Below are 24109 nucleotides of genomic sequence, written 5' to 3' on the forward strand. Positions count from 1 at the left end.
TCCCCTTGTCCTTGTGTCGCCTCTCAGGCGTGCTGCGCGGACGGTTGGTCGGCGTGTTGCGCCGCTGTAACGGTCGCAGGCGCCATCCAGGGCGTTTGCGACGACATCGCTGGCCGCATCGGCCAGTACTGCAATTCGGCGGCGAGATGGCGGAAGTCGCGCGCAGCCGGTGTCGATGGGAACGCATCGACGACACAACGCGACAACTCCTCGGCTCGCGCCATCCGCGCATCGGCGGCAATACAACCGGCGTCTTCCAGCGCCACCGCCAGGTAGCGCCCGGCCACGCCGGCCAGGTTGGCAAACGTCGTATGCGCGTCGTTCACGCTTTGGACGTGGTTCGTCAGCACGCGGAACTGCGCGATCGCGTGCGCGTAGTGCAGACGTTTCATGCATGCGTACGTGTCGGTGATCGCCTGCGCCGACACGCGCGTGACGATCATCACGTCGTGCGCCTGCCGCGCGAATGGCGACAGGTGGCCTTGCTCGTCGATCTGCGCGTCGATCAGCACGATGTCGGCGGACCCGCCGAGCAGCACGTTGAACTGCGCGGCCGTGTGGCCTTCGCGGTTGGCGCGCGAGGCGGCCAGCACCGAAAACCCCAGCGCGTGCCGCGCGGCGGCGTCGTCGAGCGTCATCTCGCCACGCATCACCGCCGAAAAATTGCCGGCGCCGCGCAAGCCGCCGAGCATCGCGCTCACCGAGCGCTCGCCGACGCATTCATCGACCACGAGCACGTCCTTGCCCTGCTGCGCGAGCGCCGCGGCGAGGTTGACCACCACCGTGGTGCAGCCCACGCCGGCCGGGCCGCCCGTCATCGCAATCACGCGTGCGCCGCTGCGGGCAAGCAGCCGCCGCAGCCCCTCCGCCTGATCCGAAATGAGCTTATCCAAAGCGAACCTCGTGCAACTCGGCCGTCGAACGTGCTGATAGCGCGGACAGCAGCGCCGGAATATCGTCGTCATGCGGCACGAACGGCGAGTTGTCGCGCGGTATGCAGAAGGTGCTCTTGATCAGGAATTTCTTCGTGGCGACGTAGAGGTTCTCCGGCACCTTCTGACCGGTCGACACGTAGTGCACCGGCAGCTTGTAGCGGATCACCGTATCGAGCACACCGCCGAGATTGGTGGCTTCGTCGAGCTTGGTCAGAATGCAGCCGGCGAGCGGCTGCTGATCCGGCGCGCGCTGATACGCCTGGACGACCTCGTTGAGCGTGTCGCCGTGACTCGTCGCGTTGAGCAGCAGCAGGCGCTGCACCGGTTGGCCGGCGCGGCACAGCATCGCGATCTGGTCGGACACGAGGCGATCGCGCTGGCTCATGCCGATCGTGTCGATCAGCACGATGTGCTTGTTGCGCAGTTCGGAGAGCGCGAGTTGCAGGTCGGCGCCGTCTTTCACCGCATGCACCGACACGCCGAGAATCTTGCCGAAGATGCGCAACTGCTCGTGGCCGCCGATCCGGTAGCTGTCGGTGGTGAGCAATGCGACCTTGCTCGCGCCGAAGCGCATCACGCAGCGCGCGGCGAGCTTCGCGGTGGTCGTTGTCTTGCCCACGCCCGTCGGGCCCATCAGCGCGAACACGCCGCCACGCTCCATCAGCGCGTCTTCGTCTTCCATCACCGGCAGGTTCGATTCGAGCACCGAGCGCACCCACGCCATGCCGCCGTCCATCGTCTCGGCTTCGTCGGGCAGGTTGTCGACCATCATCTGCACGAGCTGCGCGGAAAAGCCCGCGGCGAACAGGTGCTTGGTGAGCGCGGCGCGCGCCGGGTTGCGGCGCTGACGATCGCCCCACAGCAGGCCGGCGAAGTGTTCTTCCATCATGCCGCGCATCGACGACAGTTCGTTCATCACGGTGTCGTTGACGACCTGCTCCATGCGCGCCTTGATCGCTTCGGCCACGGCTGCCGGCGTGCGTGCTTCGTCGTTGCCCGATTGCACCGGCGCGAGCTTTTGCGCGCTGCGGCGCGCGGCCGCTTGCGCAGCTTCACGGGCCCAGTCGGGCGTGTCGGTCTCGGGCGTGGCGGCGACCGGTCGGGCTGCGGCCAGGTCGATTTCGACGGCAGCGCCGAGTCCCTTGGCGGTGGCGGCGGACGGCGTCATGGCCGCGGGGCGCGCGCTGTATTCGCCCTGTTGCTGCTGTTCGGCGGCGATGCGACGCGCATGGTCGATCAGCCACGGATTCGATTCGGCCATCGTGCGCGGCGCGGCGGCCTCTGCCTTCGGCACGGCGGGCATGACAGGCACGCCGGCGGCCTTGAGCACATCGGCGCGCATGTCTTCCGTGAGACGCGCGGCGGCTGCGCGGGCGCTCGGTCCGGTGGGAATCGGCTGCGCAACAGGTTGACCGATCGCCGGCACCGGGTTCGTTGCGGCGCCCGGCAAGGCCGTGGTCGGAGCCATTGCTGCGGCTGTCGGCTGAAGTTGGGGCGTCGCTTTCGGCGCCGCCGCTTTCGGAACGGCCGGTGTCACTTCAATCGCGGCCGTGCTGAGCGGCGCGCTGGCGGGCATCGTTTCAGCGCCCGCTTCGGGACTCGCGCCGAACACCGACGAAAACACATCGGGCATGCCGCTCGCATACGGGTTCGCTTGCATCGCAGGCAGCGCGCGCGGCGCGGCGGGCAGTGCCAGTCCAGCACCTGAACTTGTCGGCGCGGCTTGTGCCGCACTGGCGCCTTCGCGAGCCTTCGGCGTGATGGCTGCGAGGTCGCTGTCGGCCAGCGCGACGATCTCGACGCTGCCGTCGTCCATCGTGCGATTGGACAGCACGACCGCATCCGGGCCCAAGGCTTCACGCACGAGACGCAGTGCATCGCGACTGTTGGCACCGACAAATTTACGAATGTTCAAGCTGGACCCCCGATGAGGTAAACGGACTGACGGACCGGCAACACACCGCTTCCCATTGAGATCAATTATTGCGAAAGCTGTCGAGCGACGATCGATGGATAAAGACCGTTAAAGGCGGGCAATTCGCGCGATGGAAACTCGGCCGGCGCGATGCGCATGGGGGTTTCAGACAGACCTTCGAGCGGCCTGGCACGCGCTTTCGCGACGAGCACGGGTCTGCATCGGAGCGATCGCGGGGTGCAGCGGGTAAGCCGCCGAAATGAAAACCGGCGCCCGAGGGCGCCGGCGAAAGGCTGCGTGCAGGTCTGCGTCCGGGTCTGCGTCTGCTTGTGCGATTGCGAACGCCGGGCGGCGCGTCAACCATGTGCGCCGATCAGATTCACCACCTTCACGTTGCGTGTGTCGGGCACTTCCGCATACGAGAGCACCTTCAACTGCGGCAGGCTGCGGCGCAGGAAGCGCGCGAGCATCGGCCGCAAAGCATGCTGCACCAGCAGCACCGGTGCGAAGCCGAGGTTCTGCTGACGCGTCATCGCCTTCTGCGTTTCGTTGAGCAGCGTGTTCGCGAGCCCCGGCTCGAGTCCCGGATTCGCCCCGGTCGAGAGCGCCTGGGACAACACCCGCTCCAGATTCGAATCGAGGCCCATCACCTGCATGTCGCCGGTGCCGGGGAACCACTGCTGGGTGATCGCGCGGCCCAGCGCGAGCCGTACGGCGGCGGTGAGATCGTGCGCGTCGCTGATCTTCGACGCATGTTCGGAGAGCGCTTCGAGAATCGTGCGCAAATCGCGGATCGGCACGCCTTCCTCCAGCAGGTTTTGCAGCACCTTCTGCAGGGTGGTGAGCGGGAGCGTCTTTGGCACCAGATCGTCGACCAGCGACGGCGTGTCCTTCTGCATCCGTTCGAGCAGCGCCTGCACTTCGCGGCGGCCGAGCAGTTCCGACGCGTGCGTCACGACCAGGTGATTCAGGTGCGTGGCCACCACCGTGCTCGAATCGACCACCGTGTAGCCGTACACCTGCGCCTGTTCGCGCAGATTCGTATCGATCCAGATGGCGGGCAGGCCGAACGCCGGGTCTTGGGTTGGCGTACCGGGCAGCGCCGCGGAGACCTGACCGGGATTGATCGCCAGCCACTGCCCCGGAAACGCTTCGCCGACGCCCACTTCGACGCCCTTCAGCGCGATGCGGTAACCGTTCGGCCGCAATTCGAGGTTGTCGCGAATATGAATGACCGGCGGCAAAAAGCCGATCTCCTGCGCGAACTTCTTGCGGATGCTCTTGATCCGCTTGAGCAGTTCGCCGTCCGAGTTCTTGTCGACGAGCGGGATCAGCCGGTAGCCGACTTCGAGGCCGAGCGTGTCGATCATCGTCACGTCGTCCCAACTTGCTTCGGTGTTTTCGACCGGGGCCAGCGCGGCTGGCGCGACGTCGACGAGTGCCGTGCTGGTCTTGCGCTCCTCGGCACGTTTTTTCATCGTGCGGCCGAGCTGGATCAGACCGCCGCCGAGCAGCAGAAACGCGAAGTGCGGCATGCCCGGAATCAGGCCCATCAGCACGAGAATGCAGCCGGTGATGATCAGCACGCGCGGGTTCGTGAACAGCTGGCCGGTGAGCTGCGTGCCGATGTCCTCGTTGGTCGCGACGCGCGACACGATCACGCCGGCCGCAGTCGAAATCACCAGCGACGGAATCTGCGCGACGAGGCCGTCGCCGATCGTCAGCAGCGTGTAGTTCTTGCCCGCCGCCGCGAAGTCCATGTTGTGCTGGACCATCCCGACGATCAGCCCGCCGACGATGTTGATCACCATGATCAGCAGACCGGCGATCGCATCGCCGCGCACGAACTTGCTCGCGCCGTCCATCGAGCCGTAAAACTCGGCTTCCTGCGAGACTTCCGAGCGGCGCTTTCTGGCCTGCTCTTCGTTGATGAGGCCCGCGTTCAGATCGGCGTCGATCGCCATCTGCTTGCCGGGCATCGCGTCGAGCGTGAAGCGCGCGGACACTTCCGCGATCCGCCCCGCGCCCTTGGTGATCACCATGAAGTTGATCACCATCAAAATGATGAAGACGACGATACCGACCGCGAAGTTGCCGCCCACAAGGAAGTGGCCGAACGATTCGATCACCTGGCCGGCCGCGTCCGGGCCGGTGTGGCCTTCGAGCAGCACGACGCGTGTCGAGGCGACGTTCAGCGACAGCCGCATCAACGTCGAGAACAGCAGCACGCTCGGGAACGCGGCGAAGTCGAGCGGCTTCATCGTGTACATGCTGACGAGCAGCACCATCACGGAGAGCGCGATGTTGAAGGTGAACAGCAGATCCAGCAGGAACGGCGGCAACGGCAGAATCATCATGCCGAGGATCATGCAGATCAGCACCGGCCCGGCGAGGGCGCGCAGGTTGGTGCTGCTCAAGGCTTCCGGCCGTCGGGCGAGGAAACCGGCGCGAGCGTTCATGCGGAGGCTCCTGAAGCGTCGTCGTTAGCGGGGGTTAGGACGTCGGCGGCTTCCTGCTCGGCTTCATCATCCGATAGGCCGCCCTTGTCGAGTTCCGGCGGCACGTCGAAATCGGTCGGTGCGACCGGCGCGACGCCGCCTTCGGTTTTGAAGCGCCGCAACTGATACACCCACGCGAGCACCTCGGCGACCGCGCCATACAGCGGGCCGGGAATCTCGCGGTCCAGATCGACGTTGTGATACAGCGCCCGCGCGAGCGGCGGCGCTTCGAGCAGCGGCACGTTGTTCTCGGCGGCGATTTCGCGAATCCGCGCGGCCACCAGGTTCACGCCCTTCGCGACCACCCTCGGTGCGCGCATCTCACCGTCGGCGTATTGCAGCGCAACCGCGAAGTGCGTCGGGTTGGTGACCACGACGTCGGCTTTCGGCACCTGCGTCATCATCCGGCGACGCGCAATGGCGCGCTGCTGCTGGCGAATCTTGCCCTTGATGTGCGGGTCGCCTTCGCTTTCGCGATGCTCGCGCTTCACTTCTTCCTTCGACATGCGCAGCTTCTTGTGGAACTGCCAGAGCTGATACGGCACGTCGAGCGCGGCGACCGCGAACATGCCGGCGACGGTCATGCCGCAGCACACGGCGATCAGATGCACGGAGTTGGCAAGCGCGATATGCAACGGCTGGGTGGCGAGCGCGACGATCTCTTCGCGGCGATTCCAGATCGCCGTGCCGCCGATGATGCCCACCACCAGCGTCTTCACGATCGACATGCCGAGCTGGATAGGCCCGTTGATCGAGAACATCCGGCCGAAGCCTTCAATCGGGTTGAGCCGGCTGAACTTCGGTTCGAGACCTTTCGCCGACAGCTGCCAGCCGCCCAGCGCCATCGGCGCGAGCAAGGCGGCGAGGCCGGTGAAGGCGAGAATCGGCAGCAGCGCGTAGAAGCCCTCGCGGCTCGCCGCGCCCGCGCCGATCAGCATGCGGCTGGTTTCGAAACTGCTGGCGTGGTCGAACGTGAGCGACGCGCGCAGCATGTTCTGCAAATGCTCGCCGATGCTGCCGGACATCCCCCACACGCCGTAGAACCCCGCCGCCAGCAGGGCGAACGTCGACAGTTCCCGCGAACGCGCGATCTGCCCTTCCTCGCGCGCCTTCTGCAGGCGCCGGGGAGTGGCTGATTCGGTCTTTTCGAGGTCGCTGTCCTCTGCCACAAAAGCTCTCCAGTCGGCCGAGGCACGACGCCTCTTTCCAGTGAGAGCGATTATTCCCGCTCGACGCAAGCGGCGATCGGCGGATAAGGGCGGAGAAAGGGGGGTATTTCGACGGATGAAGCGCAGCGCCGCGCGTGACTCGCGCGGCGCTCCGGTCTTACGTTGCGGCGCTACGCATCAGAAGGCCACATAGGGCGCCTGGCCGCCGCTCAGTGTCCGGTCGATGCCATAGTACACATGACGGCCATAGAAGAACGGCAGCCCGAGGTCGAAGCTGCTGCCGCCGCCGATCTGCCCGGCGAGGTTGTTGAACGCGTAGTTGTTGGCGTTGCTGAACAGCGTGGCCGCACTGACGATGCCGATGCTGACACTCGCGGTCGTCTTGTTCAGTCCGACCAGCGTGATCGAGCGGGTCTGCGCGGAGTTCGGACAGTAGAAGCCCGAGAACTTGCTGTCGCACAGTGCGAGCGAGCTATCGGTGAAGAAGTAGCCGTTCGAGCCCGAATCGAGGAACGCCTGCACAGGCGTGCCGTTGAAAGTGCTGTCGTTCATATCGCCATAGGCGTCGGTCGTGAAGACCTGTGTCGCGCCGAGCACATTGTTCGATTGCGTGCCAACGCCGAACACCAGCGTGCCGCTGGCCGACGCCGCGCCCGCGTCCGGCACGGGCGGCATCTGCACGATCAAGCCGTTGTTGTTGATCGCGAAGTTGGCCACCGGATTGGCGACCTGCTGCGCGAACGGCACCGCCGTGCGGGTGCATGACGTACCGCCCGGGCAAGCGAAGTAGTTGCTGTAGGTCGCAGCGGTCGCCGCGTCCGCGCAGGTCGCGCCGCAATCGAAGGGCGCCGTGCCGACGCCGAGTATGCCGTTGGCGCCGAGATCGCTGGCCGTGTTTTCCTCCGCACCGTTGCCGCAGCCGCGCGAGGGCACCGTGCTCGCGTCCTTGTCGCCGATGATCTGCAGCGGGATCGCGGCCGTCGTGGTTTCGCCGCCGATCGCGATGGTCGCGGTGCGCACCGTGCCCCAGGTGAAGCCGTCGGCGAAGGTCGCGCACTCGGCGAGCTGCGCGCCGTTCACGCTGCTGACCGGCAGCGCGCCGAGCAGCGATGCGTTCAGCGCCGAGCTGACCACCCGCAGCCCGAACGAACCCGTGTCGAGCTGGATGTTGTTGATGGTCTGGCAATTGGACGTCGAACCGGGCGCGCAAATCGTTACGCTGACCGTCGGAATATTGATGACGCCATTCACGCCCCGCCCCACCGTGATCGGCGTGGTGTTCGCGGCGGTCGCGGCGATCGGCTGCTGGGTCGGGCTGGCCGGCAGCGAACCGCCGTTCAGTATGCTCGACGAATTGCCACCGGAACTGCCGTCGTCTCCGCCGCCGCATGCGGCGAGCGTCGCCAGAAGCGCCACGGCGAGAGCCGCCTGCAGCCAGCCTTTGAGGTTCATACCGAGATGCTGGGTTCGCATAGTCGTCCTCGCCGTCACTGGATGTCGGAACCGCTGACGCCGGAGGGCAGCGCTGGCGTCAGCCAGGCCTGCCCGCTGAACGCGCCCATGTGGCCGCCGGAGCGCACCACGAGCCCGCTCTGGTCGACGCTGACGGGACCGCGGGCACCGCCGCGCGCCGCGCGCACGGCCTTCACGCCAGCGACGTACTGCGGGAAATAGCTGCCGAGCAGATCGTTCAGATCCGGCATTTGCGGGCCGCGCCAGGCGATGCCGAAGACGGCGCCGTCGGCGGCGAGATATTCGCGCACCACGGTGCCGTTGCCGAGCGTGGTCTCACGCACGGTATAGGACGAGGAAGCGGAAGAAGTGGTGCCCGATGCCGAACGCATCACGCTCTGGGCCGCCGAGGCGGCAATGCCGCCGCCGGGCTGGACGACGCGGGAAGAAACCGATGCGTCCGCGGGTGGCGTCATCGGCGCCCCGCCCAGTCCCGCGTGAGCGGACTGCACGGCCAACAGCGAACAGGGCAAGGCTAACGCCGTAACGAACCCGGCGCGGCGTATACGACTCCACATGGTGATGCTCCTCCCGAACTGCGCTCGGTTCGCATCGCGCGCGAACCGGCTGCAAATAGGCAGATCATACGGCACGGCCGCAGTGGGAATCAGAGGGGCCTCGCCCACCGAGCCACCGGCCGGCGACTATATCCGCCGGAGCGCCGTGCCGCTGCTTGAGCCCGTAGTATGCCTGTGGTTCGCGCGCAGAGACAGCAAGCGCGCGGGGAGGCGCGGCTTGCCATGCGTGACGATGGCCGAGCGGAGCGAACGAATGGCTGGCCTGGGCTGCCTGTGAGGCCGCATGGCCGACAGGCGGCCACCAGCGCTGCCAGCGTCAGAAACCCAGGCTGGCGAGCAGGTCGTCGACCTGCGATTGATCCTGCATCACGTCCGTCTTGCCTTCCGGATTGATCTGCGGGCCATTCAGCAGATGTTCGGGGCTGCCGGTCGGGGACACCTCGGCGGCGAGCGCCGCCGCGTTGGCCGCGAACTGCTCGCGCCGTTCGAGCGCGATGTTTTCGACCAGTACGCCGAGCAACTGCTGCTCGATCAGGTACACGACATCCGTGATCTTCTTGATGACCTGGCCGGTCAGATCCTGGAAGTCCTGGGCGAGCATGATCTCCATCAGCTGCGCGTTGGTCGCGCTGGTCGCCTCGGGCACCCCGCGCAGGAAGGTGCGCGTGTCGTTCATCAGCGCGCGCACTTCCTCGCGCTCGATCGGCGCCGCGTACCACTGCTCCCAGCGCGCGTCGAGTTCGCCCGCGTCCTTCTGCAGTTGCTCCTGAACCGGCTTGGCGACATCGATCGCCGACAGCACGCGCTCGGCAGCCTGCTCGGTCATGTCCGCGATGTACTTCAGACGATCGCGGGCATCGGGCACGGCTTCCGCCGCACGCTCGACGTGCTTGTCGAGCCCGAGCTCGCGCATCGAATCGCGCAGCGTGCGCGTCAGTTGTCCAATGCGGGCGAGAATGCGGTCGGACGTGTGGTCGCCACTCTCGCCGACCGCTTCGGCGTGAGGCGCTTGGGTCGGCAAATTCACGTCAGCTCCCGGTCTTCGCCATCTTCTCGAGAATCTTGTTGAGCTTCTCGTCGAGCGTCGCGGCCGTGAACGGCTTGACGACATAACCGCTCGCGCCGGCCTGCGCCGCCGCGATGATGTTTTCCTTCTTGGACTCGGCCGTCACCATCAGCACCGGCAGATGCGCGAGGGCGGCGTCGGCGCGAATGGCTTTGAGCATCGCGAGGCCGTCGAGGTTCGGCATGTTCCAGTCGGAGATCACGAACTCGTAGGCGCCGCTGCGCAAACGCGCGAGACCCGCCTGACCGTCTTCCGCCTCGTCGACGTTCGAGTAGCCCAGTTCCTTGAGGAGGTTGCGGACGATCCGGCGCATCGTCGGAAAGTCGTCAACTACCAGAATCTTCATTCCCTTATCCATTTCATTCCCTTTGCTTGTTCCATGTTGCGGCGCTTGACCGCCTCAATCCATCCGGTGCGCATCATACCCGCTGAACGCGGTCACCCATCGACGACAAACGCGCCATCACGCGCCGGCTCATTTCCGGCAGCGCTGCGATCTCGTCGGCCGCACCGAGCGCAATCGCTTCGCGCGGCATGCCGAACACGATGCAGCTCGCTTCGTCCTGCGCGAGGGTGTACGCCCCCGCCTTTTTCATCTCCAGCAGCCCGGCGGCGCCGTCACGCCCCATCCCGGTCAGAATCACGCCGATCGCGTTCTTGCCCGCATGCTGCGCGGCCGAACGGAACAGCACGTCGACCGACGGACGATGCCGGTTGACCGGCGGCTCGTCCGACAGATGCGCGATGTAGTTAGCGCCGCTACGCGCCAGCAACAAGTGCGCGTGGCCCGGCGCGATATACGCATGTCCGGGCAACACGCGTTCGCCGTGCTCAGCTTCTTTAACGGTAATCCGGCACAAACCATTGAGGCGTTGCGCGAAAGATTTCGTAAACCCCGGCGGCATGTGTTGAGCGATCAGCACGGCGGGCGCATCCGGCGGCAGCGGCACCAGCACCTCGCGGATCGCTTCGGTGCCGCCCGTCGACGCGCCGACGATGATCAGCTTCTCGGTACTGAGCAACGGATTGTTGAAGAGCGGCGCGGCGCCGGCCGGCGCATGCGCGGCCTGTGCGGCATGCGCGGCCGCATGCTGCGCCGGCGCGGCCTGGCGCACGCGCGCACGGGCCGCCGCGCGAATCTTGTCGGCGAGCTTTTCCGAGTAGTCGAGCATACCGTCGCGAATACCGACCTTCGGCTTGGTGACGAAATCGACCGCGCCCAGTTCCAGCGCGCGCAGCGTGATTTCGTTACCGCGCTCGGTCAGCGACGACACCATCACGACCGGCATCGGCCGCAAACGCATCAGCTTCTCGAGGAAGTCGAGCCCATCCATGCGCGGCATTTCGACGTCGAGCGTCAGCACGTCCGGGTTGTGCTGCTTGATGAGATCGCGCGCGACCAGCGGGTCGGGTGCGGTCGCGACGACGGTCATGTCCGGCTGGCTGTTGATGATTTCGGTCATCAGGCTGCGGATCAGCGCCGAATCGTCGACGCACAGTACTTTGATCTTTTGCACAGCGCTCACGCCTCCTCTGTGGTTCTGGCGTTGTTTGAATGAATCGGTCGCGGGCTCGCGCCGAACAGCTCGATGCGCGGGCGCGCGGCGGCGGGCGCCGCAAACAGTTCGACCCGCTTGCGCGCCGCCGCGAGCCGTTCGGCGCGCGCTTCGGGGCTCTGCCGCACGAGCGCGCGTTCGCGTTCGGCGACGCCCGCTTCCTGCTGCACGCGCAGTTTCTTCACCATCACCTGGCCGGTGCGCGGCATGAAGGCAACCTTGCGCGGATGCGAGCCTTGCAAATCCTCGGCGACGATGCGGATTTTTTCGGTCGCCAGATAGCGGCGCACGAATTCAGAATTGCGGTCGCCGATGTTCATCGTCGTCATGCCCGCGAGCACCGCGCCGCCGCCGAACACCTTCGCTTCGAAGCGCTCGCGCCGCCCGCCCGCCTTGATCAGTTCGTTGATCAGCACTTCCATCGCGTATGCGCCGTAGCGCATCGAATCCGATGCGGCTTGCGCGACGTCCGCGCCGTCGTCGGGCAGCATGAAGTGATTCATCCCGCCGATGCCCGCCGTGCGATCCTGGATGCAGGCCGCGACGCACGAACCGAGCACGGTGACGAGCACCATGTCTTCGCTGGTGGTATAGAACTCGTTCGGCAACAGCTTCACGCCTGGGCGCTGGAAGTGGTTGTCGTAATACAGATTCGATGCGATCGGCAGGGCGCTGCTCATGCTGCCACCCCGCTCGTCGTGTGGTGCGCGGCGCTACCCGTTGCGCCCGTCGTGCGTGACGCAGGGCGGGCGCCGCCCACGTCGCGCGTCAATTCGTAGACGGTCTGACCGCGCAGCTTGAATGCCTGCGTCACGTACGTGAAGTTTTCCGAGTGCCCGGCGAACAGCAGGCCGCCCGTTTTCATCAGCGGCTCGAAGCGCGCGAGGACTTGCGCCTGGGTCGGCTTGTCGAAATAGATCATCACGTTGCGGCAGAAGATCGCGTCGAACTGCGAGCGCAACTGGTAGTCGCGGTCGGTCAGGTTCAGTTGTTCGAAGCGCACCAGCGCGCGCACTTCAGGGCGCACCTTCACCATTCCCGCCTGCGCGCCGGTGCCTTTGAGGAAGAAGCGCTTGAGCCGCTCGGGCGACAGGTGCTTCACCTGGTCGAACTGGTACACGCCGGCTTCGGCTTTCGCGAGCACCTGGGTATCGATGTCGGTGGCGAGCACCGACGCCTGGCGCGCGCCGCTTTCGCCGAGCGCTTCGATCAGCGTCATCGCAATCGAATACGGCTCTTCACCGGTCGACGCCGCCGAGCACCACACGGACACCGGCTGTGCGCGACGCGGCACGAAGTCGGCGAGAATCGGAAAGTGATGCGCTTCGCGGAAGAACGCCGTCAAATTGGTAGTCAGCGCATTGGTGAACGCTTCCCACTCGGCAGGGTCGTTTTCCGCTTCGAGCAGATCGAGATACTGCTTGAAGGTGTCGAGGCCGCGCGCACGCAAGCGGCGCGCGAGGCGGCTGTACGCCATGTCGCGTTTGTGATCCGACAGCGAAATACCCGCGCTGCGATGAATCAGCTCGCGAATGCGAGCGAAATCCGCCGACGTGAATTCGAAGTCCCGTGCCTGCTCACTGGACCTGCCCGACTCCGCCCGATCGGGTGTGACCCGTTCGGGGCTTGCCCGTCCGGGTCGCTGCTGTGCGCGCGTTGCCATCATGTGAATTCCTGCCTGCGATACGAGCCATTCCGCTTGCCACCCGGCGAAGACGCCAGCGCAGAAACGGTTGTGTTCGCGGGGTCGCGCCCGCCCGCGAGGTTTGCCAACACGCAGTCGGCCCGCGACACGCTGAACCAGCGTGCTTCGATGATTCGCCCATCAACGGGCGAGATGCCGAATGACTGCATGTCTTTGTGCCACTTCCTAAAACGTTTCCCAATCCGCGTCGGCGCCTGCCGGAGCAGGGCTTGCCGGAGCCGGACGTGCAACGGCGCCGGTAGCTGCGCGGGCCGTCGCCTTCGGCTTGAGCGCAGGTTCGACGCGTGCGCCTGCGTCGTGGCTTGCCGAAGCCGGCGCGGGGTTCGCTGCCGATGCCGCAGTGTTCGAGCTTGCTGCGTTTGCAACCCTTGACGCCGCCGGATGCGCCGCGCCGTTCGCCGTCGACGCTTGCGCCACGGCTTTAGCGGACCGCGAGCCCACGCCGCCGTTCACTCGCGCTGCAGCCTGCTGACGCACCGCCGTACCGCCGGCGCGCGTCTGGCCGCCAGCCACTTTCCAGCCGTTCACCACCGCCTGCAACTGACGCGTCTGGTCTTCGAGCGACGCGGCAGCCGCCGCCGCCTGCTCGACCAGCGCCGCGTTCTGCTGCGTGACTGCGTCCATCTGCACGACCGCGCGATTCACCTGCTCGATGCCGCCCGACTGTTCTTCGGACGCCGCGCTGATTTCGCCCATGATGTCGGTCACGCGGCGCACCGCCTGCACGATCTCGTCCATCGTCGTGCCGGCGCGGCCGACCAGCGCCGAGCCGCTTTGCACCTTGTCGACCGAGTCGCCGATCAGTTCCTTGATTTCCTTCGCGGCGCTCGCGCTGCGCTGCGCGAGACTGCGCACTTCGCCGGCCACCACCGCGAAGCCGCGGCCCTGTTCGCCGGCGCGCGCGGCTTCGACCGCCGCGTTCAGCGCGAGAATATTGGTCTGAAACGCAATGCCTTCGATCACGCCGATGATGTCGACGACCTTGTTCGAGCTGGTCGCGATGCCCTGCATCGTCGTGACGACCTGGCTCACCACGTCGCCGCCGCGCGTGGCGATGTCGGACGCGTTGACGGCGAGCTGGCTCGCCTGGCGCGCGTTCTCGGCGTTCTGCCGCACGGTGCCGGTCAACTGCTCCATGCTCGACGCGGTTTCCTGCAGCGAAGCGGCCTGCTGTTCGGTGCGCTGCGACAGATCGGTGTTGCCCATCGCGATTTCGCGCGCGCCGGTGTCGATCGATTCGGCGCTGCCATGCACCGCCTTCACCATCGTCGAGAGGCTCTCCTGCATCCGCTTGATGCCGTCGAACAGGCGGCCGATTTCATTGTGGCTGTACACCTCGATCGTCTCGGACAGGTCGCCCGAGGCGATCCGCTCGAAGCAGGTCGTCGCATCTTTGAGCGGCTGCACGATCAGCCCGCGCAGCGCGAAGCGGATGCCCACCACCAGCAGCAACGCGAACACCGTCATCGCGACGATCAGCGTCATCATCAGCGACGCGTTGGCCTGCGCTCTCTCCTGCTGCTGCGTCACGCCTTGCTGCAACGCCTTGATGACCGCCGCCGACGCCGCGTCGTACGCGATGAACATCGGGCTGATCTTCGTATCGGCGATCGCGTGATACGCGGCCATGTCGTTCGCGTTCAGCGCCGCGAACTCCGGCTCGACGCCCTCGTGCATCACCGCCGTGCGCTTGGCGAGCACGTCGTCGAGCAAGGCCTGGTCGATGCCGGGTTTCGGTGCGTCGAGATAGGTCTGCCAGTTCTGGTTGCCCTTCGCGAGCAGTTCCTGCGCGCGGTCGATCGCTTTCTTCGCTTCGTCCGCATTGCCCGCGGCCGACAGCGTGTTGAAGCGGTCCACCGCGAGACGCGAGCGCAACAGGTAAGAAGCCGCGTCGTCGAGTGCGTGAATCGCCACCAGGTCGCCGCGCGCGATGCGATCGAGCGACTGGCTCGCACGATTCAACGCGCTTAGCCCGAGGGCGCCGACCGTCACGGTCAGCGCAACCAGAAGGACCCCTACTGTCGTCAGCGACGTGCGGATCGACCACCTGTTCAGCATCTTCACGCTCCCTTACCTATCTCTCGTTTCCGCCTGGCCGTTGTGTTCACGCCGTGTTCCGCCTAGACGCCGAGCGTTTCGATCAGCGCCATTTCGCGGCTGGTCATCAGCTTTTCGATGTCCATCAGAATCAGCATGCGGCCGTCGACGGTGCCGAGCCCCGTGAGGTACTCGGTCGTCAGCGTCGCGCCGAACTCGGGCGCCGGCATGATCTGGTCGGTGGCGAGCGTCAGTACGTCGGACACGCCGTCGACCACCATCCCGACCACGCGATGCGCGACGTTCAGGATGATCACGACCGTCTGATGGTCGTACTCGACGCGGCCCAGATGGAACTTGATGCGCATGTCGACGATCGGCACGATGATGCCGCGCAGATTGATCACGCCCTTGATAAACTCGGGCGCATTGGCGATCCGCGTGACGTTGTCGTAGCCGCGGATTTCCTGCACCTTGAGAATGTCGATGCCGTACTCTTCGGCGCCGAGCGTGAAGACGAGGAATTCCTGACCGCCGGCGTCCGCCTGCTGCGCGTCGCGGCGGCTGCTCGTACCGTTCGCGTTCGTGCCGCTCGAATTGATGGATTGGACTTCTGCCACGTTAGCCCCCAAACGGTTGGGATGAAACAAGTTGAATGAGTGTTGCGAATGCTGTGCGCCGTGCGCGTTCCGCGCGCGTCACGGTCATCATGCGAGGCTCATCGCGCCGTGCGCGTTGCGGGTTTCGCGGTTCAGCGCCGCCACGTCCACGATCAGCGCGACACTGCCGTCGCCGAGAATGGTCGCGGCGGAAATGCCGTGCACCTTGCGGTAGTTCGTTTCCAGATTCTTCACGACCACCTGCTGCTGTCCCACCAGCTCGTCGATCAGCATCGCGAAGCGGCGCCCCTCGGTTTGCATGATGGTGACGATGCCTTGCGTGGGCTCCTGCTTCGCGTCTTCGACGTTGAACACTTCGTGCAATGCGACCAGCGGCAGATATTCGCCACGCACGCGCACCACGCGCTCGCCGTTGGCCACCGTGTAGATATCCTCGGCTCGCGGCTGGAGCGATTCCATCACGAAGTTCAGCGGCAGAATGAAAATCTCGCTGCCGACCTTCACCGACATGCCGTCCAGAATAGCCAGCGTGAGCGGCAGGACAATTCGCGTGGTGCTGCCCTTGCCGGCGTGCGAGGTGATTTCCACGTGACCACCCATCGACTGGATGTTGCGCTTCACCACGTCCATGCCGACGCCTCGGCCCGACACGTCGGTCACCTGTTCCGCCGTCGAGAAGCCCGGCAGGAAGATCAGGTTCCAGACTTCATCGTCGGTCATGGTTTCGCTGACCTGCATGCCCTGCTTGGCCGCCTTCGCGAGAATCTTGTCGCGGCGCAGACCCGCGCCGTCGTCGCTTACTTCGATGACGATGTTGCCGCCATGATGCGCCGCCGACAGCACCAGTTGCCCGGTCGAATCCTTGCCCGCCGCGCGCCGCGCCTCCACGGTTTCGATGCCGTGGTCGAGACTGTTGCGCACGAGGTGGGTCAACGGATCGATGATCCGTTCGATGAGGCTCTTGTCGAGTTCGGTCGCCTGACCGAAGGTGACGAGTTCGACCTCCTTGCCGAGTTTCGCCGCCAGATCGCGCACGAGACGCGGGAAGCGGCTGAACACGTAATCCATCGGCATCATGCGGATCGACATCACCGCTTCCTGCAGATCGCGCGCGTTACGCTCGAGCTGGGCCATGCCGTTGAAGAGGCGATCGTGCAGCGCCGGGTCGAACGTGCTGGTGGTTTCCGCGAGCATCGCCTGCGTGATCACCAGTTCGCCGACCAGGTTGATCAGCTGATCGACCTTTTCGACGCCGACGCGAATCGAGCTGCCTTCGGCGCCTGCGGCGGCAGCCGCCGGACGCGCTGCCTTGCGGTCGTGTTCGGCGGGCGCGGCCGCGCCCGGTGCCACCGCGTTGGGCGCAGCAGCCGATTGGGCCGCGGCGGGCGCCGGGGCTGCCGACGTTGCCGATGCCGCCGGCGCGTCGAACTGCCCTTGCGCCGCCGACCCGGCGGACGCAGCGATGCCGGCCGCCGGCGATGCTGCCTGGTCCGCCTGAACCGCGTGTGCTGCCGGTGTTGCCTGTGCTGCTTGCACCGGGGTCGAGGCGGCAGCGTCGGGCGTTCCAGGTTCGCCTTGCTGCGTCTCGTCCGCCGGTGCGGTGCCGCGGCCGATCGAGATCTGACTTTCGTCGATCACGAAACAGCACACGGCGATGATGTCGTCGGAGGGTACGTCGGTCGCGAGCCACAGCATCAGATCGCCGCCACTCTTGACCTGCCCGACGATGTTGCCCAGGTTGCCGAGCTCTTCGGCCAGCAGTTCCTGGTCCTTCTCACCAACGCCCCGTAGCGTAATTTTCAGATGGGGACCGGCATTGTCGGCGCTGCCGCCGACAATGCCTGCCTCCGCGGCTTGCCCGGTCTGTGCCGGTTCGCCGTCAGTCCATTCACCCGCCGCCTGCACCGCCTGTTCGACGACGTGCTCGGGCGGGGTGCCGCGTTGTACTTCTGCTGCCTGTACTTCAATTTGTGCCGCTGCCGCGGCTTGAGGGGCCGCGCCGAAGACGGCATGCGCCTCGGCGGGCGCGCCGCCGAAGCGGCTCTCCGCATGCAACTGTTCGAGCTTCGCGCAGATCGCGCGGGCCACTGCCCCGTCCGGCTCCGAGCTTGCGCGATAGTCGGCGAGCTGGCCCGACAGCACGTCCTTGGTTTCGAGGAACGTGTCGATCATGTCCTTGCGCAGCACGAGTTCGTTATTGCGCGCGCGATCGAGCAGCGATTCGAGAATGTGGGTCGTCTCCGTCAGCGCGGTGAAGCCGAAGGTCGCCGCGCCGCCCTTGATCGAATGCGCCGCGCGGAAAATCGCCGCGAGGTCTTCGGGGTCCGGATGGGCGATATCGAGATTGAGCAGCAACTGCTCCATCTGCGCGAGCAGTTCGTCCGCTTCGTCGAAGAAGGTCTGATAGAACTGAGTGATGTCGAGTGTCATGCCTGGGTCACCGCGAGAGTTCCTGTCTGGGCTTGGGCTGCCATGCCGCCGCGCCGAGCGCTTTCTATAACGTGTCTTGTCTAAGGGGCGCTTATGCCTGATCCGGCTCGGCCAGCGCCGCCACCAGTTCGGTCAGCAGGTCGGGGTCGAGCGGCTTTTCGATCCAGCCGGTCGCGCCCGCCGCCCGCGCCGCAGCCTTGAACGGCTCGCCCGATTCCGTCGTGAGGACGAGGATGGGCGTCGCCTGGTAAGCGGGGTTGCCGCGCAGCGCGGTGATCAGGTCGAGACCGGTTTTGCCCGGCATATGCTGGTCGGTCAGCACGAGGTCGAACGACATCGCGAGGGCGTTTTCGAGCCCTTCGTCGCCGTCCGCCGCGAGCGTCACTTCGTAGCCCGCTGTCGTCAGCGTTGCGGCCAGGATTTGCCGCATCGATGCCGAATCGTCGATTGCCAGAATGTGCCTGATCATTGAAACCTCGCTGCACTTAACGCTTGGGATCGCCGCGCCGTGCGCGCCAGTGGGGCGCGTGCTTCGGTGTGGCGACCGCTGTCTGTTACTGGGCCGCCGGCGCTGGCGCCGGCAACTTCGGTGCAACCGTCACCGGCTGCGCAAGTTTTTGCAGCAGCGGCTTGGAGCCGGCTGCGTCGTCCGACAGGGTGGTCGTGGTGGAGTCGTCATGATTGAGCGCATCCTCCGACTTCCTGTTCAACACGATGATGCTGATGCGGCGGTTTTCCGGGTCCATCGGGTCCGCCTTGTTCAGGTTCTGCGTCGACGCGAGGCCGAGCACGCGCATCACCTTCGCTTCGTCCATGCCGCCGCCGATCAGCTCGCGACGCGACGCATTCGCGCGGTCCGCGGACAGTTCCCAGTTGCTGTAGCCCTTCTCGCCGCCCGCATACTGCGCGGCGTCGGTGTGCCCCTGCACGATGATGCGGTTCGGCACGTCGTTCAGCGTGTGGCCGATTTCGCGCAGAATGTCGCGCATGTACGGCTCCACCTGGTCTTTGGCGGTCGCGAACATCGGCCGCTTCTGCGAGTCGACGATCTCGATGCGCAAGCCGGTCAGCGTCGAGTCGATGCGGATCTGCTGCTTGAACTGGCGCAGTACCGGATTCGCTTCGATCGCGGCCATCAGCTTGACCTGCAGATCGTGCAGGCGGACCTGCTCGCGACGCTCCAGCTCGCCCTGCAGCTGCTTCACCGAGTCTTCGTTGCTATGCGATACGGTGCGCTCGGCGCGGCTGCTCGAGCCGTCGGTGGAGCGCGTCACGCCTTGCGCGTCGGTCGAGATGTCGCGGCCGCCGCCCTTCAGAATGCTCGAATCCTCGGCGCTGCGGTCGCCGCCCCACAGCGTGATCTTCAACGGCTGGTTGAAGTAATCGGCGATGCCCTTCAACTGCACCGTGGACGCCGAACTCAGCAGCCACATCAGCAGGAAGAACGCCATCATCGCCGTCATGAAGTCCGCGTACGCGAGCTTCCACGCGCCGCCGTGGTGGCCGGCTTTCTTCGGCGCGGAGCGCTTGACGACAATGGCGCGGTCTTTGTCCTTGCTCATCGGTTCGGTTCCCGGCGCCCTTTACTTCGCCTTGACGCGGCGCACGTGCTCTTCGAGCTCGGCGAACGACGGGCGCTCGGTCGAGAAGAGCACCTTGCGGCCGAACTCGACGGCAATCGCCGGCGCGTAGCCGTTCAGGCTCGCCAGAATCGTCACCTTGATGCACTGGAACATCTTGGTCGACTCGGTCACGCGCTGTTCGGCGACGCTCGCGAGCGGTCCGATCAAGCCGTACGAAAGCAGAATGCCGAGGAAGGTGCCGACCAGCGCCTGCGCGATCATCTCGCCGAGCACCGCGGGCGGCTTGTCGGCCGAGGCCATGGTGTGCACCACGCCCATCACCGCGGCGACGATCCCGAACGCGGGCATCGCGTCGCCGACCTTGTTCAGCGCATGCGCGGGCGCTTCGCCTTCCTGGTGGTGCGTTTCGATCTCCTCGTCCATCAGGCTTTCGATCTCGAACGCGTTCATGTTGCCGCCCACCATCAGGCGCAGGTAGTCGGTCAGAAACTCGATGATGTGCTTGTCGGCGAGGATCTTTGGGTACTGCGTAAAGATCGGACTCTTGGTCGGATCATCGATGTCGGCTTCCAGCGTCAACGTGCCTTCCTTGCGCGCCTTCGCCAGCAGGACGTAGAGGAGCGCCATCAGCTCCATGTAGACGTCCTTGTTGTACTTCGCGCCCTTGAAGAGGGTCGGGATGACGCGCACCGTGGCCTTGATGGTCTTCATTCCGTTACCGAGAATGAACGCGCCGATACCGGCGCCGACGATCATCAGCACTTCAACGGGCTGCAGCAGCGCGCCGAGATGGCCGCCTTCCAGCGCGTAACCGCCGAAAACGGACAAAAGCGTCACGAGTGTTCCCACGAAAATCAGCACTGCCGAGCCCTCACAAAGAAGCGACGGTGACCGTCGTTAATCTTGTTTACGGCAACGGAGCAGAAAACTTTGACGGAAAAGCGGCTGGTCGCTGCGGTGTAAACCAGAGGGCGGCTCAACCGGCGCGGCAAGCGTGCGCGGCGTATGGCGTCAGCGGCGGCATGAGGCCGCCCGGCAGCCCGTCCGACGGAGCGTGAGGGCCGCCGGACGGAGCGCCGGCGGCATGCGAGGCGCCCAACCCAGCCGGTTGCGCTCAAGCCTCGACAGCGGCGAGACTTGAGCGGACCCGGGCGTCGGCGAATTTCTTTGTCTTACCCGCGCGCGACGGCGGCTGACACAGCCCGCAGACGAAGGCGTGCTGCGGATCGTGGGCATGCGCGACAAAATGCCCGCGGCACCGGCAGCAGGTGGTCATCTGCAGCATGCCGGAGCCGAAGAAACGCACCAGCGTCCACGCGCGCGTGAGGCTGAGCACGGGCTCGTCGTCGTGCAGCTGGACGTGTTCCAGATAGAGCCGGTAGCTCTTCACGATCGACTGGATCGTCTGGCAGCCGCCGTGGCCGGCCATGAAACGGTAGATGTTGTAGAACAGCGAAGAGTGAAAGTTGGGCTGCCAGGTCATGAACCAGTCGGTCGAAAACGGCAGCATGCCCTTCGGCGGCGACACCCCTTTCAGTTCCTTGTACAGCTTGATGAGCCGGTCGCGCGACAGACTGGTTTCCGCCTCCAGCAATTGCAAACGCGCGCCAAGTTCAATCAGTTCGATGGCCAGGGTGATTTCCCTGACTTCGAGTACGACGCTTTTAGTGGCCATCCGCGTGCCATTCCCCTCGCCCGATCGCTTTGTGTGAGAAACGGATCGCCATCAGCCGAGTTGCTCGACCGGCTGGCTTGCCATCAGGATCGCGGAATGCGCCTGGGCCACGGCGCTCGATTTGCCTTTGTCCGCGAGCGCGGACAGCACGGCATGGTCGTCGAAACGGAAACGGCACAGCACCTGATTGGACGCCGCGAGCTTGACGGTCTGCGCCAACGACAGATTGGCAAGCACATCGGCTAGCTGGTCCGAAATCCCCATGCGAAACATGCCCATAGGCTTGTCTTCGCGCAGCAGACGCTGCGCGAGCAGGAGATAAGACAGGTTGACTTCTCTGATCTCATTGAGCATATCGCTTGTCGCGCTCATGATTCCCCCGGGGTATATCTGGCTGGTCAGGCCGTTTACGGAAACGTTTGCTCGAACGCGCGCGCTCAAACCGCACGAATTGGCTCGCTCCTAGTCTTGCGGCCATTGTCTCGAAAGGGGGGGCGAACGAAAATCGGAGAGACACCCTGCCTGTTTGACGGATTAATCCGTCATTGTTGTAGGAATTTTTCCTACACGGACGGCTGCGCGGGGAATTGAATGAAGTGAGACGGCGCCCAGCTTGGGATGCGTGATGCGCCTTGAATTTTTTGCTGAAAGCGGACTGAACTAACCGGTGAGTTCGTGTCGGTTCATATTCCGCATCTTTGCGGCGGTGAAAAGCAATTATATGACGTTTTCACTGCTATGCAATGTGACTCGTGTAGACGCTTCTTCCCAACTTCCCGGCCGCTCAGGCCCGCGAATTGCTAATGTCCTCTGTCAGCTGTTCGGCGTTCGTCTATGCGGGCCAGATCACGCGCGTCCCGATTATCGGGACAGCCCTCCAGATGCGCTGTAACGGGCGATGTTTCGCGCTGTAACAACATTAAGCGTTTGAAAAATGACTCGAATTAGCGCGGCCGATCCCGATAATGAACGCTAAGGGATTACCCGATGCAGGTTCGGAGCACCCCCGGGCGGCGGCATACCGCGCCCACCGTCCGTCTGGCATTCGCTCCTCGCTCTACTCGAGCGCCGCTGTGCGAAGCCGTTGTGAATAGGAGAAACCGCATGCGAATCGCACAAATTGCGCCGCTGTATGAAGCTGTCCCGCCGAAACTCTATGGCGGCACCGAACGTGTCGTGTCGTATCTGACCGAAGCCCTCGTCGACCTCGGCCACGATGTCACGCTGTTTGCGAGCGGCGACTCAGTCACGTCCGCGAATCTCGACGCATGCTGGCCGCGTGCGCTGCGCCTCGATCCGACGATCCGCGACGCACTGGCGCCGCACGTCCTGATGATGGAGAAGGTACGCAAGGTCGCGCATGAATTCGACGTGCTGCACTTTCACCTCGACTACATGCCGTTCCCGCTCTTCACCACGATGGACACGCCATTCGTGACGACGTTGCACGGCCGCCTCGATCTGCCGGAATTGCAGCCAGTGTTCGACGCGTTTTCGAATGTGCCGGTGGTGTCGATTTCCGATTCGCAGCGTTTGCCGCTGCCGCAGGCCAATTGGCTCAACACGATCTATCACGGCCTGCCGGAACAATTGCTGACGCCGCAAGCGCACAAGAAACCGGAATACCTCGCGTTCCTCGGCCGTATCTGCCCGGAAAAGCGCGTCGATACAGCTATCAAGATCGCTGCGCAAAGCGGTTTGCCGCTGAAGATCGCCGCCAAGGTGGACAAGGTCGATCAGGAATACTTCAAGCGTGAAATCGAGCCGTTGCTGTCGATGGCGCACGTGGAGTTCGTCGGCGAGATTAACGAAGCGCAGAAGCCGGAGTTTCTGTCGGGCGCCAAGGCGTTGCTGTTCCCGATCGACTGGTCGGAGCCGTTCGGCCTCGTCATGATCGAATCGATGGCATGCGGCACGCCGGTAATCGCGTTCAACCGCGGTTCGGTGCCCGAAGTGATCGATCACGGTGTGACGGGCTACATCGTCGAGGACGTGCAAGGGGCGGTCGCCGCGCTGCAGCGTCTCGATGAATTGTCGCGCACTGAAATCCGCGCGCAGTTCGAGCGCCGCTTCAGTTCGAAAACGATGGCGCAGAACTATGTCGATGGCTATTCGGCACTGATCGATGCGACGCGCCGCCCGGTATTGCGTCAGGTTGCCGTGGGCTAACACCCGTGTTTGAAACGGCTGATGCGCTTTCGCGTTCAGCCGCTTTGACAGTTGATTGGGTCACTTACCTGCTGCGTGCATCGCTTTCCCGCGCATTCCAATTTGCAGGTCAATAGCAGGCAAATCTGACACGCGAATCGTTTGCGCAGGCGAGGAATTCGGAGTTATCCCGCTTCCTCCACAGAAAAGCCGCCCCAAAGGGCGGCTTTTTTAATGCCGGGAATGGATACGCTTCCATCCCAAAATAGCGTTCGGCAAATAAAACGGGGCGCCGATCGACCTTCAATTGGCTTTCGGTCTCGCCGCAGCGCGACTCAAACCGCGCCAATCAAAAAGCGCTCGCGATTCTTGCCGACAATCCACTTGGGCGGCTTGCCCCGCCCACTCCACGTGTTGCCCGATTTCGGATCCTGGTATTTCGCCGGCAGCGGCGCCTTCTTGGGCGGGCGTCCGCGCTTGGCGGCGGCGGCAAAGCCGAGGTCCTGTGCGGTTAGACCGTATTCAGCGATCTTTTGGCGGATGTCGGCGACCACATTGTCAATTTCAGTCCGCCGCGCTTCTTCTGCTTGTGCCTGCAATTTGGCGATCTGCGCCTTGAGGTCTGCATATTGAGACATTCGGTTCTCCCCTTTTTTAGAACTCATTCGACGGCAGACTAACTGTAATTATAAAAATTCGCAATGGCCAATAATACCGATTTAGGAAGATTTCCTCTGATAAT

At 64.7% G+C, this 24109-nt stretch carries 21 protein-coding genes; 1 reads left to right on the plus strand and 20 read right to left on the minus strand.

The window, feature by feature from the left end:
* Positions 1-23 precede the first annotated feature (23 nt).
* From B0G69_RS05680 to flhD, 19 genes are all read right to left on the minus strand, one after another.
* Positions 24-893 (minus strand): AAA family ATPase, encoded by an 870-nt coding sequence (locus B0G69_RS05680; protein WP_121316011.1) that lies wholly within the window; start codon positions 891-893, stop codon positions 24-26.
* A complete protein-coding gene (gene flhF / locus B0G69_RS05685) occupies positions 886-2850 on the minus strand; it encodes a flagellar biosynthesis protein FlhF (protein ID WP_121316012.1) in 1965 nt (654 codons plus the stop codon). The genes B0G69_RS05680 and flhF overlap by 8 nt, the downstream gene beginning before the upstream one ends.
* A 356-nt stretch (positions 2851-3206) precedes the next feature.
* Positions 3207-5309, minus strand: a complete 2103-nt coding sequence (gene flhA, locus B0G69_RS05690; RefSeq protein WP_121316013.1) for a flagellar biosynthesis protein FlhA — start codon at positions 5307-5309, stop codon at positions 3207-3209.
* Positions 5306-6517, minus strand: a complete 1212-nt coding sequence (flhB, locus tag B0G69_RS05695) for a flagellar biosynthesis protein FlhB (protein WP_121316014.1) — start codon at positions 6515-6517, stop codon at positions 5306-5308. Before flhB ends, flhA begins: the two co-directional genes overlap by 4 nt.
* Before the next feature lie 177 nt (positions 6518-6694).
* Positions 6695-7990, minus strand: coding sequence for a DUF3443 domain-containing protein (locus B0G69_RS05700; RefSeq protein WP_121316015.1), 1296 nt, complete (start codon positions 7988-7990; stop codon positions 6695-6697).
* A gap of 14 nt (positions 7991-8004) precedes the next feature.
* Positions 8005-8547 carry a DUF2844 domain-containing protein gene (locus B0G69_RS05705; RefSeq protein ID WP_121316016.1) on the minus strand — a complete coding sequence of 181 codons (543 nt, stop codon included), beginning with the start codon at positions 8545-8547 and terminating at the stop codon, positions 8005-8007.
* Positions 8548-8863: 316 nt separating this feature from the next.
* Positions 8864-9574, minus strand: coding sequence for a protein phosphatase CheZ (gene cheZ, locus B0G69_RS05715; protein ID WP_121316018.1), 711 nt, complete (start codon positions 9572-9574; stop codon positions 8864-8866).
* 1 nt (position 9575) lies between these two features.
* Positions 9576-9971, minus strand: coding sequence for a chemotaxis response regulator CheY (gene cheY / locus B0G69_RS05720; protein ID WP_121316019.1), 396 nt, complete (start codon positions 9969-9971; stop codon positions 9576-9578).
* A 61-nt stretch (positions 9972-10032) separates the two neighbouring features.
* Entirely contained in the window at positions 10033-11130 is a 1098-nt protein-coding gene (locus B0G69_RS05725; RefSeq protein WP_199731144.1) for a chemotaxis response regulator protein-glutamate methylesterase, read from the minus strand.
* A gap of 5 nt (positions 11131-11135) precedes the next feature.
* Positions 11136-11849: a chemoreceptor glutamine deamidase CheD gene (cheD, locus tag B0G69_RS05730; protein WP_121316021.1), complete on the minus strand. Its 714-nt coding sequence runs from the start codon at positions 11847-11849 to the stop codon at positions 11136-11138.
* Positions 11846-12835: a CheR family methyltransferase gene (locus B0G69_RS05735; RefSeq protein ID WP_121316022.1), complete on the minus strand. Its 990-nt coding sequence runs from the start codon at positions 12833-12835 to the stop codon at positions 11846-11848. Before B0G69_RS05735 ends, cheD begins: the two co-directional genes overlap by 4 nt.
* Positions 12836-13039: 204 nt before the next feature.
* Positions 13040-14932, minus strand: coding sequence for a methyl-accepting chemotaxis protein (locus tag B0G69_RS05745; RefSeq protein ID WP_121316024.1), 1893 nt, complete (start codon positions 14930-14932; stop codon positions 13040-13042).
* A gap of 62 nt (positions 14933-14994) precedes the next feature.
* Positions 14995-15531 (minus strand): chemotaxis protein CheW, encoded by a 537-nt coding sequence (locus B0G69_RS05750; protein WP_121319126.1) that lies wholly within the window; start codon positions 15529-15531, stop codon positions 14995-14997.
* A gap of 87 nt (positions 15532-15618) precedes the next feature.
* Complete coding sequence (cheA, locus tag B0G69_RS05755; RefSeq protein WP_121316025.1) at positions 15619-17961, minus strand: chemotaxis protein CheA; 2343 nt, start codon at positions 17959-17961, stop codon at positions 15619-15621.
* Between the two features lie 91 nt (positions 17962-18052).
* Positions 18053-18430, minus strand: coding sequence for a response regulator (locus tag B0G69_RS05760; protein WP_121316026.1), 378 nt, complete (start codon positions 18428-18430; stop codon positions 18053-18055).
* A gap of 85 nt (positions 18431-18515) precedes the next feature.
* On the minus strand, positions 18516-19523 hold the full coding sequence (gene motB, locus B0G69_RS05765; protein ID WP_121316027.1) for a flagellar motor protein MotB: 1008 nt from the start codon (positions 19521-19523) through the stop codon (positions 18516-18518).
* A 21-nt stretch (positions 19524-19544) separates the two neighbouring features.
* A complete protein-coding gene (motA, locus tag B0G69_RS05770) occupies positions 19545-20405 on the minus strand; it encodes a flagellar motor stator protein MotA (RefSeq protein WP_121316028.1) in 861 nt (286 codons plus the stop codon).
* 253 nt (positions 20406-20658) lie between these two features.
* Positions 20659-21219, minus strand: a complete 561-nt coding sequence (gene flhC, locus B0G69_RS05775) for a flagellar transcriptional regulator FlhC (protein WP_121316029.1) — start codon at positions 21217-21219, stop codon at positions 20659-20661.
* Between the two features lie 51 nt (positions 21220-21270).
* Complete coding sequence (gene flhD / locus B0G69_RS05780) at positions 21271-21591, minus strand: flagellar transcriptional regulator FlhD (RefSeq protein ID WP_013589958.1); 321 nt, start codon at positions 21589-21591, stop codon at positions 21271-21273.
* A gap of 732 nt (positions 21592-22323) precedes the next feature.
* On the opposite strand from flhD, the gene B0G69_RS05785 reads away from it, so the two are divergent.
* Positions 22324-23388 (plus strand): glycosyltransferase family 4 protein, encoded by a 1065-nt coding sequence (locus B0G69_RS05785; protein ID WP_121316030.1) that lies wholly within the window; start codon positions 22324-22326, stop codon positions 23386-23388.
* Between the two features lie 314 nt (positions 23389-23702).
* Here B0G69_RS05785 and B0G69_RS05790 read toward each other — a convergent pair whose 3' ends face one another.
* Complete coding sequence (locus tag B0G69_RS05790) at positions 23703-24005, minus strand: H-NS histone family protein (protein ID WP_121316031.1); 303 nt, start codon at positions 24003-24005, stop codon at positions 23703-23705.
* Between the last annotated feature and the right edge of the window lie 104 nt (positions 24006-24109).

Origin of the sequence: Paraburkholderia sp. RAU2J (genome assembly GCF_003634845.1) — a bacterium.
Taxonomy (GTDB): domain Bacteria; phylum Pseudomonadota; class Gammaproteobacteria; order Burkholderiales; family Burkholderiaceae; genus Paraburkholderia; species Paraburkholderia fynbosensis.

What these genes read in the sequence shown, in the direction of transcription:
- flhA (WP_121316013.1), bottom strand. Translation starts at nt 5,309, where the DNA reads ATGAACGCTCGCGCCGGTTTCCTCGCCCGACGGCCGGAAGCCTTGAGC.
- B0G69_RS05700 (WP_121316015.1), bottom strand. Translation starts at nt 7,990, where the DNA reads ATGCGAACCCAGCATCTCGGTATGAACCTCAAAGGCTGGCTGCAGGCG.
- B0G69_RS05705 (WP_121316016.1), bottom strand. Translation starts at nt 8,547, where the DNA reads ATGTGGAGTCGTATACGCCGCGCCGGGTTCGTTACGGCGTTAGCCTTG.
- cheY (WP_121316019.1), bottom strand. Translation starts at nt 9,971, where the DNA reads ATGGATAAGGGAATGAAGATTCTGGTAGTTGACGACTTTCCGACGATG.
- cheD (WP_121316021.1), bottom strand. Translation starts at nt 11,849, where the DNA reads ATGAGCAGCGCCCTGCCGATCGCATCGAATCTGTATTACGACAACCAC.
- B0G69_RS05735 (WP_121316022.1), bottom strand. Translation starts at nt 12,835, where the DNA reads ATGATGGCAACGCGCGCACAGCAGCGACCCGGACGGGCAAGCCCCGAA.
- B0G69_RS05745 (WP_121316024.1), bottom strand. Translation starts at nt 14,932, where the DNA reads ATGCTGAACAGGTGGTCGATCCGCACGTCGCTGACGACAGTAGGGGTC.
- cheA (WP_121316025.1), bottom strand. Translation starts at nt 17,961, where the DNA reads ATGACACTCGACATCACTCAGTTCTATCAGACCTTCTTCGACGAAGCG.
- B0G69_RS05760 (WP_121316026.1), bottom strand. Translation starts at nt 18,430, where the DNA reads ATGATCAGGCACATTCTGGCAATCGACGATTCGGCATCGATGCGGCAA.
- motB (WP_121316027.1), bottom strand. Translation starts at nt 19,523, where the DNA reads ATGAGCAAGGACAAAGACCGCGCCATTGTCGTCAAGCGCTCCGCGCCG.
- flhC (WP_121316029.1), bottom strand. Translation starts at nt 21,219, where the DNA reads ATGGCCACTAAAAGCGTCGTACTCGAAGTCAGGGAAATCACCCTGGCC.
- flhD (WP_013589958.1), bottom strand. Translation starts at nt 21,591, where the DNA reads ATGAGCGCGACAAGCGATATGCTCAATGAGATCAGAGAAGTCAACCTG.
- B0G69_RS05785 (WP_121316030.1), top strand. Translation starts at nt 22,324, where the DNA reads ATGCGAATCGCACAAATTGCGCCGCTGTATGAAGCTGTCCCGCCGAAA.
- B0G69_RS05790 (WP_121316031.1), bottom strand. Translation starts at nt 24,005, where the DNA reads ATGTCTCAATATGCAGACCTCAAGGCGCAGATCGCCAAATTGCAGGCA.